Here is a 16,456-nt window from a genome sequence, read left to right as displayed (position 1 = left end):
TGGTGGCGTCGTCGACAACGAACGGCCCGGCTCGGTCAGAGGCAGCCAGCCGGTCAGAGGCAGCCAGCCGGTCAGAGGCAGCCAGCCGGACAGAGGTAACCGGTCGGACAGCGGTAACCAACAACAGACTGTGGGCAGTTTGATGGCGGCCAGGGTCTCCGCCGTACGCGTCCTCAGCGTCGCCACCATGCTCCTGGTCTTGATCCTGATCGGGGGCTACGCGCTCGGCCTCAACCACAGCCCGAACAACCAGCGCCAGGCCCGTACGGCGACCATCGGATCGCAGACCGAGCCGCCCGACGATGTCGTCAGCGACGACCCCCCAACCCACGACGCCGAACCGGAGTCGCCCAGCCCCACGCCGTCCCCGCAGGAGAGCCGGACCCCCTCCCCCAACCCGGACACGGCCGCCTTCGGTCTGCCACTACCGCTGGAGGAGGAGGGCCCGTTCGGTAGCCGGATGACCACCGGTACCCGGAAGGTGGCACTCACCTTCGACGACGGTCCCGACCCGCAATACACGCCAGAGGCCCTCGACCTGCTGCGCTACTACGGGGTCAAGGCGACCTTCTGCCTGGTCGGGCAGAACGCCCAAGCCCACCCCGAGCTGGTGCGCGCGATCGTCGCGGATGGACACACCCTCTGCAACCACTCGTGGAGCCACGACGTCGGTCTGGGTGCCCGTTCGCGGCAGAAGATCGAGGCGGATCTGCTCAGCACCAACGAGGCGATCCGAGCCGCCGTACCGGATGCCCGCATCGGCTACTACCGGCAACCGGGTGGGAACTGGACCTCCGGGGTGGCTCAAGTGGCCGTCGAACTCGGCATGACCCCACTGCACTGGACGGTGGATCCCCGGGACTGGACGATGCCGGGCGCCAGCAGCATCGTGAATACCGTGACCGGCAGCACCAGTGCCGGTGCCATCGTGCTGATGCACGATGCCGGTGGCGACCGTCGCGACACCATGGCCGCGCTGTACGCAATCCTGCCCAACCTGCTGCAACGCTTCTATCTCGAAGCGCTGCCCACCCAGGCCCGCGTCGTGGCGGAATAGCGGAGGTACGGCATCTCTTCGAGTCCCCACCGCCGCCGCGCTTCCAGATTGGCCGCAAATCACTGGCGAGCAGGCCATGGATACGGGCTACCGTAACGGAATGACCAGCGCAGCCGCTTCGGCAAGTGTCCAGGTTGGAGTCGTCGGAAAGCTGACCGACGACCTAGTCCGCAAGGTCCTGGCGCTGGCCGAAGCGGCTGCCGACGCCGACGGGGCGAACCCGTTCTCCGAGCACACCCTGCTCCAGCTCCGCCAGGGCCACGGCACCCATCTGCTGATCCACGGCTCGGATGACCAACTGGCCGGGTACGCCCATCTGGAACCCGCCACCATCGCCGCTGAGCCGGTTGGTACGGCCGCCGCCGAGCCGACCACCATCGCTGAGGCGGCGGCCGAGTTGGTCGTACACCCGGCGCATCGCCGTCGTGGTCTCGGCCGCGCACTGGTCACCGCAACCACCGCGCACGCTGGCGGACCGCTGTACGTCTGGGCGCACGGCGACCACCCGTCGGCCGCCGCCCTCGCACTCGACCTGGATTTCGAGCGGGTCCGCGCGCTGTGGCAGATGCGCCTGCCGCTGTCCACCCCGCTACCCGAGCCCCGGCTCTCCGAAGGAACATCGATCCGCGCCTTCCACCCCGGCGCGGATGACGAAGCTTGGGTGGCGGTCAACCGACGGGCCTTCGCCAACCACCCGGAACAGGGCCGGTGGACGCTGGCCGACCTGCACGCCCGGATGGCCGAGCCGTGGTTCGACCCGGCCGGCTTCCTGGTGGCCACCGAGAATGCCACCGGGCGGATGCTCGGTTTCCACTGGACCAAGGTGCACCGCACCGACGGGTCCGAACCAATCGGCGAGGTGTACGTGGTGGGCGTCGAGCCGGACGCGCACGGGCTGGGACTGGGCCGCGCGCTCACCACCGCCGGCCTGCTTCATCTACGCGACCGAGGGCTGACCCGGGCCATGCTCTACGTCGACGAGTCGAACACCTCGGCGGTGAGTCTCTACACCCGGCTCGGCTTCGCCCGCCGGTCGATCGACGTGGGCTACCGCAGGCCGTGACTCGCTGGCGACCGGGCCGCTGACCACTGACCACGACTCGCGGACAGCGGACAGCGGACAGCGGACAGCGAAAGATTTTTTAGTTCACGAAACGGACAACTCACCCTCAGCTGGTGGTTACCTACCCGGCTGCACCTGTTCACCCTCCGTTCACTTGTGACCGGCAAGCCGGCTACCTGGCACTCCTAACTTCCCTACTAGCCGGTTCGACAGTCGGCTCCCGGGATGCTCAGGGATCCCGGCGCTTCCGTCCATGTGAAGGGAACACCTCAGGTGAAGCTCCAGCGGCACGGCACACTCGCCTGCCTCGCTCTGACTGCGACGCTCGCCCTCAGCGCGTGCGGCTCCGACAACAACGAGCCCACCGGGTCCTCGACCACCAGCTCCGCCAACTGCGCCACCGGCACGCTCAACGCGCAGGGCTCGTCCGCGCAGAAGAACGCCGTCGCCGAATGGATCAAGGCGTACCAGCAGCAGTGCCAGGGCACCACGATCAACTACGAGGCCTCCGGCTCCGGCGCGGGCATCCAGGCGTTCATCGCGGGCACCGCAGACTTCGCCGGCTCCGACTCCGTACTCAAGGAGGATGAGCAGCCCAAGGCCGACGCGAAGTGCGTCGGTGGCAAGGCCATCCACCTGCCGATGGTGATCGGCCCGGTGGCCATCGTCTACAACCTCAACGGCGTGGACAACCTCCAGCTCAAGCCGGCCACCCTGGCGAAGATCTTCGCTGGCCAGGTCACCAAGTGGGACGACGCGGCGATCCAGGCCGACAACCCCGGTGCCAAGCTGCCGTCCACCACCATCCAGGCGGTGCACCGCTCCGACGAGTCCGGCACCACCGACAACTTCACCAACTTCCTGGCCAAGACCGCCGAGGCCGACTGGACCTTCGGCAAGGCCAAGGCGTGGAAGGCCCCCGGCGGCACCGGCGCCAAGGGCTCCGACGGTGTGGCCAGCGCGGTCAAGCAGGCCGACGGTGCCATCGGGTACGTCGAATGGTCGTACGCCGAGAACTCGGCCCTGAAGATGGCCAAGGTCGGCAACGGGGCGGGCGAGTTCGCCGCGCTGACCGCCGAGTCGGCCGGCAAGACCGTCGCCGGGGCGAAGCTGACCGGCGAGGGCGACGACCTCCAGCTGTCGATCGACTACAACACCAAGGAGGCCGGGGCCTACCCGATCGTCCTGGTGACCTACGAGATCGTGTGCAGCAAGGGCCTCCCCGCCGACAAGCTGCCGCTGGTCAAGGGCTTCCTTACGCACGCCGCCAGCACCGCCGGGCAGGCGGAGCTGACCGAGCTGGGCTACGCCCCGCTGCCCGAGTCGGTACGGGCCAAGGTCGAGACCGCGGTCAAGAACATCTCCTGAAGCGTCCCCAGCCTCGACCTCGTCGCGGCAGTCCCCGTACCCATACCTTCGTCAACCTAAGCGAGCGCAGATGGGCGACAACGCACCCGCGGCCACGATCGTGACCCCTGATCCGCCCGATGAGCCGGCTCCCAACGGGCTGGGCGGTGGTGATCCGACCCCTGGCGGGCTGGGCGGGGGCGGGGCGCTGCCCCGGCACCGGGCCTTCGGGGCCGAGCGGGCCTTCCGGATCGTCACCCTGGCCGCAGGTGCCACCGTACTGGCCATCATTGTGGCCATCGCGGTCTTCCTGGTCGCCCGAGCGGTCCCGGCGTTGCAGGCCAACACCGTCAACTTCTTCACCTTCCAGGGCTGGTTCCCCAACGACCCCGAGCCGAAGTTCGGCATCGGGGCGTTGGCCTTCGGGACGGTGCTCTCCGCCGCACTGGCCCTGCTGATGGCCGTACCGGTGGCGCTGGGCATCGCGCTCTACCTCACCCACTACGCCCCCCGCCGGATCGGCATCAGCCTCGGGTTCCTGATCGACCTGCTGGCCGCCGTACCGAGCGTGGTCTTCGGCCTGTGGGGCCGGGAGGTCCTCTACCAGCCGGTACGCGACCTCTCGGCCTGGTTGAACCAGCACTTCGGCTGGCTGCCGATCTTCGGTGGCGACGGCCCGTTCGGCCGGTCCGTCCTGCTCGGCTCACTGGTCCTGGCGATCATGGTGCTGCCGATCGTCACCTCCCTGTCCCGGGAGGTGTTCCTCCAGACCCCCACCGCCAACCAGGAGGCCGCGCTCGCCCTGGGGGCCACCCGGTGGGAGATGATCCGCACCGCCGTGCTGCCGTACGGGCGGCCCGGTGTGGTCGCCGCCGTGATGCTCGGGCTGGGCCGGGCGCTGGGCGAGACCATCGCCCTGGCGCTGACCCTCAACATGACCTTCGGCATCTCGGTCAACCTCATCGAGAACGGCGGCAACAGCATCGCCGCCAACATCGCCAACGCCTTCGGCGAAGCCAACGACGTCGGGCGCGGCGCACTCATCGCCTCCGGCCTGGTGCTCTTCGCCATCACGCTGATCGTCAACATCACCGCGCGGGCGATCCTCTACCGCCGCCGGGAGTTCACGGAGTCCGCCGCATGACCACCATGACCACTAGCTCTTTGCAGGCGCCGACCGCCGACCTCCGGGCCCGCCGGCTGCCCGTACCCGCCTTCCTGGGGGTCGCGGTGGCCGCACTGGCCACCTCGGCCGGCATCGTCTACGGCACCGACATCGGTGGCCCGGTGCTGGTCGTCGTCCTCGGTGCGCTGCTCTACCTGGTCGGCCTCTACGCCGCCAGCTACGCGGTCGAAGGCCGACGGCAGGCTCGCAACCGCATCTGGAGCGCGCTGATCCACTCCGCCTTCGTGCTGGCCGTCCTGCCGCTGGCCTCAGTGGTCTGGACCCTGGTCAGCCAAGGTGCCGCCCGACTCGACGCCAACTTCTTCCTCACCTCGATGAACAACATCGGGGCGCGGGATGCGAACGGCGGGGCGTACCACGCGATCGTCGGCACCCTGCAACAAGTCGCCATCGCCGCGCTGATCACCGTGCCGCTCGGCATCGCCGCCGCGATCTACATCGTCGAATACGGCCGGGGCCGGTTCGCCTCCGCTATCCGATTCTTCGTGGACGTGATGACCGGCATCCCGTCCATCGTCTCCGGGCTCTTCGTACTCGCCTTCTGGGTGCTGATCGTGACGCCCGTCTTCAACGACGGCCGGCCCGGCTACTCCGGTTTCGCCGCCGCGCTGGCGTTGAGCGTGCTGATGCTGCCAACCATCGTGCGCTCCACCGAGGAGATGCTGCGCCTGGTGCCGGCGCCGCTACGCGAAGGGGCGTACGCCCTGGGGGTGCCGAAGTGGAAGACGATCCTGCGGATCGTGCTGCCCACCGCGCTGCCCGGCATCGTCACCGGAGTGATGCTGGCCATCGCCCGCGCGGCCGGCGAGACCGCGCCCGTGCTGCTGGTCGCCGGCGGCGGCGCGGCGATCAACTTCAACCCGTTCGAGAACAACCAGTCGTCCCTGGCGCTCTTCGTCTACCAGCAGGCCGGAGACGCCTCCAAGTACGCGCCCGACCGGGCCTGGTCGGCGGCGCTCACCCTGGTCGCCCTCGTCCTCATCCTGACGATCGCGGCGAAGCTGCTGGCCCGCCGTAACCGGCTGAGCCGCTGATCATCGGAGGTAACGCAATCATGGCCAAGCGCATCGAAGCAACGAATGTGACCGCCTACTACGGCTCGTTCAAGGCGATCGAGAACATCAACCTGACCGTGGAGCCGAAGACGGTCACCGCCCTGATCGGCCCCTCGGGCTGCGGCAAGTCCACCTTCCTCCGGTCCATCAACCGGATGCACGAGGTGTTGCCCGGGGCCCGGGTCGACGGCAGCCTGACCATCGACGACCAGGACATCTACCACCGGGACGTGGACGTCACGGCGGTCCGGCGCACCATCGGCATGGTCTTCCAGCGGCCCAACCCGTTCCCCACGATGTCCATCTTCGACAACGTGGTCGCCGGGCTGCGGCTCAACGGTGTGAAGAAGAAGTCGGTGCTTTCCGAGGCGGCCGAGAAGGCGCTGCGGGCGGCCAACCTCTGGGACGAGGTGAAGGACCGGCTGGGCAAGCCGGGTGCCAGCCTCTCCGGTGGTCAGCAGCAGCGGCTCTGCATCGCCCGGACGATCGCGGTCGAGCCGCAGGTGGTCCTCATGGACGAGCCCTGCTCGGCACTCGACCCGATCTCCACCCTGGCGATCGAGGACCTGATGTTCAAGTTGAAGGACCGGTTCACGATCATCATCGTCACGCACAACATGCAGCAGGCGGCCCGGGTCTCCGACCGTACGGCGTTCTTCTCCATCGAGCGCACCGGCGACCCCGGTCGACTCATCGAGTACGACGACACCCAGAAGATCTTCAGCAACCCGAGCGTCAAGAAGACCGAGGACTACATCACCGGCCGCTTCGGCTGAGGTGTAAGGAAGGGCCCCTTCTTATCGCTTTTTGTAGAGGAAGGGCCCCTTCCTAACACCCCAAAGCCGGGGCGGCTCAGCGGGGCGGCTCAGCGGGGCAGCCGCCGGGTACACGGCCCATCATGGTCGGGGCGGAGCAGACAGCGTCGACCGGTGGGCAACTGGCGCGGACAGAACGCGGGATGCCGTACCGCCGGATCCTCGACGGTGACGACGACGGTGGCGTCGCATTCGACCAGGTTGTGGAAACTGAGCGAGCGGGCGATGACACGCGCGACGCGTACGGCGGTCGGCAGATCCTCGGCGACCACCGGAACCTGGATCAGATAGCGGTAGCCGGTCGCATCTGCGCTGGTCACCAGGGTCACCTCTCGGTTGACATCATGGCCTGGAAGGGGCGGGTCCGTCCCACCGCCGGCTGCGGACGGACCCGCCCCGCCCTGCCCTGCCACCGCAGCTTCATTCAGCGGTACGGCAACAGAGCTGGTCCGGGCACGGAATCGGCCTGCGCGGACTGCCAGCAACGGAGCGCGTCCTTGATCCGCTGGCTGTCGCGGCGAGCCTGTTGGGCTGATTCCTGGGCGTACGCCAGTTCGAGGGCGACCCGGTCGAGGAAGGCCCGCACCTCGTCAGGGTCGACGCCCCGCCGACCCAGCCGGGCCCGCCGAAACCGCCGGCTCCGCACATCGCCCGGATCCAGGGGTACGCAGAACCGCGAGCGGTACGAAGCTCCGTCGGCTCGTCGGTGCCGGGCGGGACGACAACGGCCGAAGAGCCGTTCGACGAGACGTCGCACGGGAATCTGCCTTTCGACTACGCGTGACGGGAGATAGATCGAGTCGTGTTCTATCGACGGGTCACCATCAGGTGACCGCCCTCGGCGAGAGTTCCAGGTACTCATCAGTCGTGGTCAGCGCCACTGGGTCACCTCCGTTCCACGCCGGTTCACCAGGCAGACCCCGGCTACGGATCCCTACGTCGCGCAGCCGGGGCACTTACCGCGAGGCCCCACTGGTTTGCCGACCGAAGGGCTTAACTCAAGCACCCACGGCTAGCGTTGGGTAGCCAAGAGCTGGTGGTGGGTGATTCCCTAGAAAAGCCGACCGGAGGGATCACATGCCACCGCGCTACCGATATGAAGAAATCGCTGACGACCTGGAAGAGCGCATCGCGGCGGGAGAGTTCGCGCCAGGAGCGAAGCTGCCCAGCCGTCGCGAGTTGATCAAGCACTACGCCGTAACCGAGCCGGTCATCGACCGGGCCATGCAGAATCTCCGCGCAAAAGGGCTCACGGAGACACTTCCCGGCGTCGGGGTGTACGTGAAGGAGCGTGGCTAGTCGGGCGGCGGCTGATGGGGCCCGTCCACAACTCGCCTCCTCGACGACACCGGACGCGGGACCTTAACGCGGGCTGACCAGAGCAGGCATCATGAACGCCATGAACACCTCGAATGCCGATTGGGTCACCATCGCGGCCTACGAGAACACGCCAGGCTGTCTGCGACCAATGGCCGCCGCCCGCGCTTGACTACGTGACCGGGGCATCGACTGGATGCCCTTCGAGCCGAGCGAGGTCTGCTGGAATCATGCCTGCGGCATCGGCCTCGACGGTCACTGGCACGGCTGGTTCGACGTCCGCATCCAGGCCGCCGCACTTCGCCGTCTCGGGCTACATCCCAGCCAACCGACCGCGGCCGTTACCGGGCCAACCCCGCCTGATTGGTGGCATGCCGCCGCAGAACACAACGTCAAGTGAGACATCGACGCTCGCATAGGCGGAGGTCCAGTCGGTTAGCGATGCGTCAGTTCTTGCGGCCGGTTCGAGCGGCCGACAATAGGGTGAGCGCGGCGCGTCGAGCATGGTCGCCAGCGTCGACTGTGTCGTGATGTGCGGCGACGACGGTCGCACCCTCCACCAGCATGAGCAACTGCCGCCCCAGGAGGTACGGATCGGCGGCTCCGGCGCGGCTGGCGATGCCGGTGAGGAGTTCGAGATAGCGCTCCAAGTGACGCGCGGTGATGGCACGTACCGCCTCGATATGGTGCTGGGCAGCGGCGTTCAGCATCGCGCAGCCGCGGAAGACGGGCTCGTCGTACCACTGTTGAAGCGCGTCGAAGATCGCGCCGAGTTGGTCGGCTGGGTCCTCTCCGGCTGCCGCGACGGCAATGGTCAGCCAGGTCACCACCCGGTCGCTGCGCGCCTCCAGCACGGCCTGCACGAGCGCGTCCTTGGTGCCGAAGTGTCGGTAGAGCGTTTCCTTGGATATTCCGATCCGGGTGCATAGTTCGGCGACACCGATGCCGTCGAGCCCACGCTCGTACAGCACGGGGGTGGCCGCTTCGAGGATGGTGGCGCGGGTGCGCTCCGGATCGATCGTCGAGCCCTTGGCGACTGGCATAACAGGGATGGTACCGATCAGTTCGATCAAACTGCTAACATCTGGATCGTACCGATCGGTTCGATCTCTGGAGAGCCTGTCATGCCAGACCTTCTCGTTATCGACCGATCGACCCCACTGGCGCAGAACCGATGAGGTCATTGGTCCTTCGTCAGGCGGCATGGCAGGCGGCATGGCAGGCCGCGCGACTGGCCCTGGGCACAGCCTCGGCGCTCGGGCTCGCGCGCTTCGCGTACGGACTGCTCCTACCGGCCATGCGTGACGACCTGCACTGGACTCTGGCCGAAGCTGGGGCAATGAGCACCGCCAACGGGCTCGGTTACCTTCTCGGCGCGCTGGTGACCGCCCCCATCGTCGGCCGATTGGGCACCGCCGCCGCCTTCCGCTGGGGCATGGTCCTCACCGCACTGGCGCTGGCTGCCACGGCCGGCGACAACTACCTGTTACTGCTGACCACCCGAGCCGCGGCCGGGGTTGGTGGGGCAATGGTGTTCATCACCGGCGGGGTCATCGCGGCACGGATCGCCGCCCGGGTCACCTCCGGCGTGCCCATCACCGTGTACTTCGCGGGCACCGGATTGGGCATCGTCATCAGCGGCACCACCATCCCGGCGTTCGGGGACCACTGGCGCCTCGCCTGGGTCGGCCTGGGTATCGCCGCTGGTGTGGCAACGCTGGTCAGCTGGCGCGCCGCAGGTACGGACCACGACGCGTCGGACGCCACCGCCGGACGGTCACGAGTACGCCCACTGTGGGGAATCGCGCTGGCCTACCTGGTGTTCGCCGCGGGTTACATCACCTACATCACTTTCCTGTCGGCCTACCTTGTCGACCGGCACGCCTCGACCGGGCAGGTGGTGCTCACCTGGACGGCGCTGGGTCTGGCCGTCGTGGTGGCACCCGCCCTGTGGAGCCGGCCGGCCACCCACTGGCCCAGCACCCGGGCCCTGGCCACCTTGCTCGGCGTCCTGGCCGGCGGAGCGGCGCTGGCGCTGGTGGCGCCCACACCGCCGGTCATCCTCGCCTCAGCGATCGTCTACGGGGCCACGTTCATGAGCGTTCCCGCCGCCGTCACCGCGCTTATCCGGGCCAACACCCCGCCCGCCGACTGGACCGCCACCCTGGCTACCTTCACCATGCTGTTCGCGGTCGGTCAAACCGCTGGCCCCTGGATCGCCGGCATCGTCGCCGATCACACGTCGACCGCCGCTACCGTGGCCTGGACTGCGATTCTGTGCGCTGGGGCGGCCCTGATCGCCGTGGCCGCAGGCCGTTCCCGTCACCGTGGCCGCAGGCCGTTCCCGCCCTCCGCGACTACCACGGCACACGACCCGGCCCCGCTGGCGGGCACCTGAGGCCACTGTCCCTTGATCTTTCATTCGCAATCCCCACGCGGCCCGAGACAGCTCAGCCGCGTTCGAGAAACAGTTCAACAACGACAAGGAGCACGATCGTGGCAACTTTTGTCCTCATCCCCGGCATGTGTCATGGCGGCTGGTCTTTTGCGGAACTCACCGATCAACTCCGCGCCCAGGGGCACCGGGTCTATCCGCTGACGCTGACCGGCATCAGCGAACACAGCCATCTGCTACACGCCGGAGTAAACCTCGAAACGCATGTCCAGGACGTGACTGGCGTGCTCGCGGCCGAGAGGATCGAGGATGCGGTGCTGGTCGGCCACAGCTACGGGGGAATGGTGATCACCGCAGTGGCCGACCGCATGCCCGAGCGGGTGAACTCGCTGGTGTACCTGGACGCCGTGGTGCCGGCGAACGGCGACTCCTGCTGGGCGCTGGTCTCCGACAACGAGCGGCGGTGGTACCTGGATGTCGTGGAGAACGGTTATGCGGTCCGGACGTTGCCATTCTTCGACGCGCGGGCCACACCGCACCCGCTCGCCTCGCTACTCCAACCGGTACAGCTGACCAGCGACCTCGAGCATGTCCAGCGCAAGGTCTACGTGTACGCGGCGGGATGGGCCGGCGAGTCCCCGTTCACCCCCTTCTACCAGCGACTGCGAAAAGATCCCTCGTGGACGGTGCATGCACTGGACGGTGGGCACAACCTCATGCGGGACGCAGCCGACGACCTGTTGAAGATTCTGCTTGAGGTCGCCTGACCGCACGGTGGCCCCACCGTGATGATCAGTCGAGGAGGAAGCGGGGCTCGCTGCCGTCGGCGGGGAACTCCAGGCGGGGCATGATCGGCTTGGCGGGGTCACGCTCGGCGGCTGCCGCCGGTACGGCGGACAGATCCCCGCAGGCGGCCACCTCGGCCAGGGTCAGCATGGTCGGTGGCAGCATGGCGATCTCCCCGGCGGCGGCCCGGGCCAACGCCTCCTCCGGCCTGATCCACATCGTGTGGTCGGCCTCGCCGGAGACGTCCCGGGTCCGCTGCCCCTCGGGCAGCAACGCCACGAAGAAGTACGTGTCGAAGCGGCGCGGCTCGAACTCCGGGGTGATCCACCGGCTCCACGGCACCAGCAGGTCGGAGCGGAGCGTCAACCCCCGCTCGGCGAGCAGGTCGGCGAAGTGCAGTTGCCGCTTGACCAGCGCCGAACGGGCCGCCTCCCAGTCGTCCCCGCTGACGTCGCCGACGACCGTGTCGGCTGCTGGGCCGGCCAGCAGGACGCCCGCCTCCTCGAAGACCTCCCGGGCTGCCGCGCAGACCACCGCCTGGGCCGCGCTGGGCTCCAACGCCAACCGCTCACCCCAGGCTGCCGGCGAAGGCCCGGACCAGTCGAGGCGTACCTGCGAGTCGGACGGGTCCACCCCGCCACCCGGGAACGCGTACATGCCTCCGAAGACCATCGCGGCGACCCGGCGGATGACGTACACCTCGAAGCCGGTGGTGGCGGCGGGCCGCAGCAGCAGGACGGTGGCGGCCACCTTCGCGGGTGCTGGCACACCACCCTCGGCACGGAAACGGCGGGCGTGCTCGATCAGCGGCGCCGGGGCCCTGGCCCAGTCGAGCGCTGTGGCCCAGTCGCGGATCGTCATCCCGCGAGTTTAGTTCGCCGTAGCGCCCGCTAGCGCGTGGGCGCGAGCTTGGTTCGCACTCGCCCGGCTCAGTCGCCCTAGTGTCTTGGGAGCGCTCTCGGCTAGCGTGCCGGCATGACACGTTGGGGCATCCTGGCCACCGGCAACATCGCCGCGCGCTTCGTTGAAGATCTCCGCCTGCTCCCGGACGCCGAGGTCGTCGCGGTCGGCTCCCGGTCCGCCGAGGCGGCGCGGGCGTTCGCCGACCGGCACGACATCCCCCGGGCGTACGGATCGTGGGCCGAGCTGGCCGCCGACCCGGACCTCGACGTCGTGTACGTCGCCACCCCGCACATCGCCCACCACGATGCGGCTCTGACCTGCCTGATGGCCGGCAAGGCGGTGCTGTGCGAAAAGCCGATGACCCTGGACCGGGCGAGCAGCATGGAGTTGGTCGAGGCGGCCCGCGTCCACGACGTCTTCCTGATGGAGGCGATGTGGATGCGCTGCAACCCGGTCATCCTGCGCATGCTGGAGTTGATCGCAGACGGCGCGATCGGCGAGGTGACCACCGTCGCCGCCGACTTCAGCCTGGCCGGGCCGTTCCCGCCGGAACATCGGCTGCGGAGCCGGACGCTGGGCGGCGGCGCGCTGCTGGACCTCGGCATCTATCCGGTCAGCCTGGCCCACCTGCTGCTCGGCGTACCCGACCAGGTGCGGGCCTGGGCAAAGCTCAGCCCCGAGGGGATCGACGAGAACACCGCGATCATCCTCGGGTACGACTCGGGCGCGCTCGCCTCGCTGACCTGCGGCATGCTCGGCGCGACGCCGCAGGTCGCCACGATCACCGGCACCCGGGGCCGGATCGAACTGCCCAGCCTGTTCTTCCGGCCCGCAGAGTTAACCCTGCACCGAGCCGACACCGAGCCGGAGATCTTCGCTGACCCGCTGGTCGGCGGGGGCTACCAGTACGAGGCGGCCGAGGTGCAGCGCTGCCTCGCGGCGGGGCTACAGGAGAGTCCGCTGGTGCCGCACGCGGCCACCCTGGAGGTGATGGGGCTGCTGGACGCTATACGCGAGCAGGTCGGCGTCACCTACCCCTAGCGAGAGGCTCCGCCTTAGCCAAGGTGCCACTTCTGGTGGTCGCGGCCGTTGCAGTCCACGATCTGCAGCCAGACACCGTTGCCCGGGTTGCCGTCAGTCGGTTCGACACACTTGATCGGGCCGAGGCTGACCAGGTCGCTGGCGGTGTTCAGGGTGAACTTCTGAATGTCGCTGCCCGTACAGGTGGCGATCCGCAGTTTGGATCCGTTGCTGGTGCCTCTGAGTTCGAGGCACTTGCCCAGCACTCGCACACTATGGTTCGCGCCGAGAGTGAACTTCTCGCCATCAACGCCGTGACAGTCCCACATCTGGATCTCGGCGGTGGTGTTCGGATTGCTGTCGGGCACATCGATGCACTTGCCGCTGCCATTGTTGATGATGGGTCGGCCGGTGTACCGGGGCGATGCCAGCGTGCTGCCCTTGGTGGTGCTCGGCGTCTTGGTCGGAGCGCTCTTGGTCGGTCCGGCGAGGGTCGATCCTGCGCTCGGTGACACCGGTGCCTGCTGCACGCGGAAGCCATCCAGGATCAGTGCGAGATCATGCTGCCCGGCTGCCCACGCGCCGTCCGGCGTGATCCACTGGATCTTGTATGCCTGGCCGTTCTCGGCGACGAAGGTGCGACTGAGGGCGTGCATCCGGGTCCCACCGGAATCGGCGTACGTCCATTCGCGGTCCACCGCCCGCGTCCGGTAGTTCACCTCGCGGAGGTGGACCCGTTCGTACGTTGGATATTTCCCGGACTCGCGGTCCGCTGCCTCTGCGGACCGGGCGTCCGCGAGGAGATCAGCTTTGGGTGCGCCGAGTGCCTCGACGGTTAACACCCGACGGCCGTCCAGTTCGCGGAACTCGACGCGCCTACCGTCGCGAAGCTGCTGCCAGCCATCCGGGACCGGCACCGAGAAGCTGGGATCCTGGGTGTAGTAGTGCCAACCAGGCCTCGCCATGGAGGTCGTCGACATCGACGTGTTGAACACCGGATCCTGCTTGACGTCGTCGGCCCCGGCTTTGTTGATGAGCGGTTGCACCGCGATGACACCGACAAGGCCCACCGCCACGACGGCGGCGGCGATCAGCCAGCCGTACTTCCGCTTCTTCGCGGTGGCGTTGGCGGTGGCTGCGGCGGCGTTGGCGGCCGGGGTCCGGGCTGGCTCCTGAGCCGGCGAGGCCGGGCCAACGGGCCGCCCCTGTGTCGACTCTTCCTGCGACGCCCTTACCGCGGCCGCACTCTGCGGCACCGCACTCCGCGCCGGCACGCCCTCCGGTGCTGCGCCTGCCAGTCCCGCGCTTGATGGCACTGCGCTTCCCGGTGCCGCGCTTCCCGGTGCCGCGCTTCCCGGTGCCGCGCTTCCCGGTGCCGATGCGGACGCCGGGGACGGTTGCTCGGTGATCGCCTGACGCAGAAGTCGTTCGGCCTCGTCGGCATCGATCCGCTGGCTCGGGTCCTTGCGCAGCAGCCCCGCCAGCACCGGGGTCAACGCGCCCGCGTGCTTCGGCGGGGGCGGCAGTTCGGTTGCGATGGCGGTCACCGTCGCCACCGCCGACGACCGCGCGTACGGCGGTTTGCCCTCCACGGCGTCGTACAACGTCGCGCCGAGCGACCACAGGTCGGATGCGGGGCCGATGACGTAGTCGGTGAGCCGCTCCGGCGCCAGGTACGAGGGTGAGCCGAGCACGACCCCGGTTCGGGTCATGCTCGGGTCGTCGGGCGCGGTGGCCAGCCCGAAGTCGGTCAGCACCACCCGGCCATCATTGGCGAGCAGCACGTTACCCGGCTTGACATCCCGGTGCAGCAGTCCGGCCCGGTGGGCGGCGCGCAGCGCGGCGAGCACGGCCAGGCCGATCTTTGCCACCTCGGCCGGCGGCAGCGGGCCGTTCTCGGTCAGCACCGCCTGCAGCGATCGGGATGGGACGAACTCCATCACGATCCATGGCTCACCGTCGGCATGCAGCACGTCGAAGATCCGCACCACGTTGCTCTGGTCGAGCCGTGCGATCGCCCGCGCCTCGCGCAGGGAGCGTTCGCGCATCTCACGCCGCTCGTCGTCAGTCAGACCTGGTGGCGGCACCAGTTCCTTGATCGCTACATCCCGGCGGAGCATCTCGTCGCGGGCCAGCCAGACCCGTCCCATGCCACCCTGTCCGAGGGGACTAACCAGCCGGTACCGACCGGCGACCAAGCTTTGTGGACCGTTGGACACAGCGAGTACGGTACCTGCGCGCCAATCAACCTCATGCCTCGGCAGCTAGCGGAAACGCGACAATCGGACGCGGAAAGGCCGCTGGCGTTCGGCCGCAGGGGCGCGTACGACGGTCCCTGCGGCAGTGAGAGCGGCCACCCGCAGGTCCCGCCCCACGACGCGCCTCCCGCAACGCTAGGAGCGGCCACCCTCAGCCAGGCGCGCCTCCCGCAACGCTAAGAGCGGCCACCCTCAGCAGGGATGGCCGCTCTTAGCGTGGATCGGATGCGGTTGAGGGAAAAACGCTCAGCCGAAGATCGGGCGGACGATGAAGTAGGCGATACAGGAGATCAGGGCCGCCGCCGGGAACGTGGTGATCCAGGCGATCAGGATGTTGCCAGCCACGTTCCAGCGCACCGCCGACAGCCGCTTGGTCGCCCCGACACCCATGATCGCGGAGGTGATCGTGTGGGTGGTCGAGATCGGCGCCTTCAGCACCAGGGCGTTGAAGTAGAGGACCGCGCTGGCCACGGTCTCGGCCGCGAAGCCCTCGGCCGGCCCGAGGTCGATGATCTTCCGACCCAGGGTACGGATGATCCGCCAACCACCGGCGTACGTCCCGAGCGCGAGCGCCGCAGCCGAGGTCCAGAACACCCATTCCGGGATGTGACCCTTGTCGCTCTGGTAGCCACCGGTGTACAGGGCCAGCACGACGATGCCCATGGTCTTGGCGGCGTCCTGCATACCGTGCCCGACCGCCATGGCGGCGGCTGAGGCGGTCTGCGCCCAGCGGAAGCCCCGACCGAGCTTGCCCGGGTTCCCCTTTCGGAACAGCCACAGGATGGCGAGCATCACCAGGTAGCCCAGGACCAGGCCGACCACCGGCGAGACCACCATCGGGAGGATGACCTTCTCGACGATGTTCATCCACTGGATGACGCCACCAGCGGCGAAGAGGGTCGCTCCGACGAGGCCACCGAAGAGGGCGTGGGAGGACGACGAGGGCAGACCGAAGTACCAGGTGATCAGGTTCCAGGTGATGGCACCGACGACTCCGGCGAAGACCACGCCCAGGCTCTCCACCCCGGTGGGCAGGGTCACCAGACCGTCGCCGACGGTCTTGGCTACTCCGGCGCCGAAGTGCGCGCCGATGAAGTTACCGACGGCAGCGAGGAGGAGCGCGCGGCGCGGGGTGAGGGCTCGGGTCGACACGCTGGTGGCGATGGCGTTCGCCGCATCGTGGAAGCCGTTGGTGTAGTCGAACACCATCGCCGCGATGATCACCGCGATGACGGCGATGAGAGTGGCGTCCAC

General features: G+C 68.4%; 16 protein-coding genes. 10 read left to right on the top strand and 6 right to left on the bottom strand.

Annotation, left to right across the window (positions count from 1 at the left end; translation table 11 throughout):
- The first annotated feature begins 142 nt into the window (after positions 1 to 142).
- From ACWDV4_RS29180 to pstB, 6 genes are all read left to right on the top strand, one after another.
- Positions 143 to 1,057, top strand: a complete 915-nt coding sequence (locus ACWDV4_RS29180; RefSeq protein ID WP_449985317.1) for a polysaccharide deacetylase family protein — start codon at positions 143 to 145, stop codon at positions 1,055 to 1,057.
- Positions 1,058 to 1,157: 100 nt separating this feature from the next.
- Positions 1,158 to 2,120, top strand: a complete 963-nt coding sequence (mshD, locus tag ACWDV4_RS29175; protein WP_449985263.1) for a mycothiol synthase — start codon at positions 1,158 to 1,160, stop codon at positions 2,118 to 2,120.
- Positions 2,121 to 2,393: 273 nt separating this feature from the next.
- Entirely contained in the window at positions 2,394 to 3,488 is a 1,095-nt protein-coding gene (gene pstS / locus ACWDV4_RS29170) for a phosphate ABC transporter substrate-binding protein PstS (RefSeq protein ID WP_449985260.1), read from the top strand.
- Positions 3,489 to 3,558: 70 nt separating this feature from the next.
- The gene (gene pstC / locus ACWDV4_RS29165; protein WP_449985257.1) at positions 3,559 to 4,611 is read left to right on the top strand and encodes a phosphate ABC transporter permease subunit PstC; all 1,053 of its coding nucleotides are present in this window, start codon (positions 3,559 to 3,561) and stop codon (positions 4,609 to 4,611) included.
- Between the two features lie 5 nt (positions 4,612 to 4,616).
- On the top strand, positions 4,617 to 5,687 hold the full coding sequence (pstA, locus tag ACWDV4_RS29160; RefSeq protein WP_449985254.1) for a phosphate ABC transporter permease PstA: 1,071 nt from the start codon (positions 4,617 to 4,619) through the stop codon (positions 5,685 to 5,687).
- Positions 5,688 to 5,707: 20 nt separating this feature from the next.
- Positions 5,708 to 6,484 (top strand): phosphate ABC transporter ATP-binding protein PstB, encoded by a 777-nt coding sequence (gene pstB, locus ACWDV4_RS29155; protein ID WP_449985252.1) that lies wholly within the window; start codon positions 5,708 to 5,710, stop codon positions 6,482 to 6,484.
- Between the two features lie 89 nt (positions 6,485 to 6,573).
- Here the strand turns inward: pstB and ACWDV4_RS29150 are convergent, their stop codons facing one another.
- Together ACWDV4_RS29150 and ACWDV4_RS29145 are read right to left on the bottom strand one after the other, a co-directional pair.
- Positions 6,574 to 6,843, bottom strand: a complete 270-nt coding sequence (locus ACWDV4_RS29150; protein WP_449985250.1) for a hypothetical protein — start codon at positions 6,841 to 6,843, stop codon at positions 6,574 to 6,576.
- Positions 6,844 to 6,947: 104 nt separating this feature from the next.
- Complete coding sequence (locus tag ACWDV4_RS29145; RefSeq protein WP_449985247.1) at positions 6,948 to 7,280, bottom strand: DivIVA domain-containing protein; 333 nt, start codon at positions 7,278 to 7,280, stop codon at positions 6,948 to 6,950.
- 320 nt (positions 7,281 to 7,600) lie between these two features.
- On the opposite strand from ACWDV4_RS29145, the gene ACWDV4_RS29140 reads away from it, so the two are divergent.
- Positions 7,601 to 7,822, top strand: a complete 222-nt coding sequence (locus ACWDV4_RS29140; RefSeq protein ID WP_449985244.1) for a winged helix-turn-helix domain-containing protein — start codon at positions 7,601 to 7,603, stop codon at positions 7,820 to 7,822.
- Positions 7,823 to 8,286: 464 nt separating this feature from the next.
- Here the strand turns inward: ACWDV4_RS29140 and ACWDV4_RS29135 are convergent, their stop codons facing one another.
- Positions 8,287 to 9,024: a TetR/AcrR family transcriptional regulator gene (locus ACWDV4_RS29135; RefSeq protein WP_449985242.1), complete on the bottom strand. Its 738-nt coding sequence runs from the start codon at positions 9,022 to 9,024 to the stop codon at positions 8,287 to 8,289.
- On the opposite strand from ACWDV4_RS29135, the gene ACWDV4_RS29130 reads away from it, so the two are divergent.
- Together ACWDV4_RS29130 and ACWDV4_RS29125 are read left to right on the top strand one after the other, a co-directional pair.
- Positions 9,015 to 10,238, top strand: coding sequence for a YbfB/YjiJ family MFS transporter (locus ACWDV4_RS29130; protein WP_449985241.1), 1,224 nt, complete (start codon positions 9,015 to 9,017; stop codon positions 10,236 to 10,238). The two genes, ACWDV4_RS29135 and ACWDV4_RS29130, sit on opposite strands and share 10 nt — an antisense overlap.
- Before the next feature lie 98 nt (positions 10,239 to 10,336).
- A complete protein-coding gene (locus ACWDV4_RS29125; RefSeq protein WP_449985238.1) occupies positions 10,337 to 11,002 on the top strand; it encodes an alpha/beta fold hydrolase in 666 nt (221 codons plus the stop codon).
- Positions 11,003 to 11,027: 25 nt separating this feature from the next.
- Here ACWDV4_RS29125 and ACWDV4_RS29120 read toward each other — a convergent pair whose 3' ends face one another.
- Positions 11,028 to 11,825, bottom strand: a complete 798-nt coding sequence (locus ACWDV4_RS29120; protein ID WP_449985313.1) for an NUDIX hydrolase — start codon at positions 11,823 to 11,825, stop codon at positions 11,028 to 11,030.
- Between the two features lie 171 nt (positions 11,826 to 11,996).
- On the opposite strand from ACWDV4_RS29120, the gene ACWDV4_RS29115 reads away from it, so the two are divergent.
- A complete protein-coding gene (locus ACWDV4_RS29115; RefSeq protein WP_449985235.1) occupies positions 11,997 to 12,965 on the top strand; it encodes a Gfo/Idh/MocA family protein in 969 nt (322 codons plus the stop codon).
- A gap of 14 nt (positions 12,966 to 12,979) precedes the next feature.
- On the opposite strand, the gene ACWDV4_RS29110 is transcribed toward ACWDV4_RS29115, so the two are convergent.
- Both ACWDV4_RS29110 and ACWDV4_RS29105 read right to left on the bottom strand, forming a co-directional pair.
- A complete protein-coding gene (locus tag ACWDV4_RS29110; protein WP_449985234.1) occupies positions 12,980 to 15,163 on the bottom strand; it encodes a protein kinase domain-containing protein in 2,184 nt (727 codons plus the stop codon).
- Between the two features lie 285 nt (positions 15,164 to 15,448).
- Positions 15,449 to 16,456, bottom strand: coding sequence for an anion permease (locus ACWDV4_RS29105; RefSeq protein ID WP_449985231.1), 1,008 nt, complete (start codon positions 16,454 to 16,456; stop codon positions 15,449 to 15,451).

The organism is Micromonospora sp. NPDC003197, assembly GCF_053590565.1.
The sequence above is the reverse complement of the archived record's forward strand: the minus strand, read 5'-3'. Positions and strand labels throughout refer to the sequence as shown.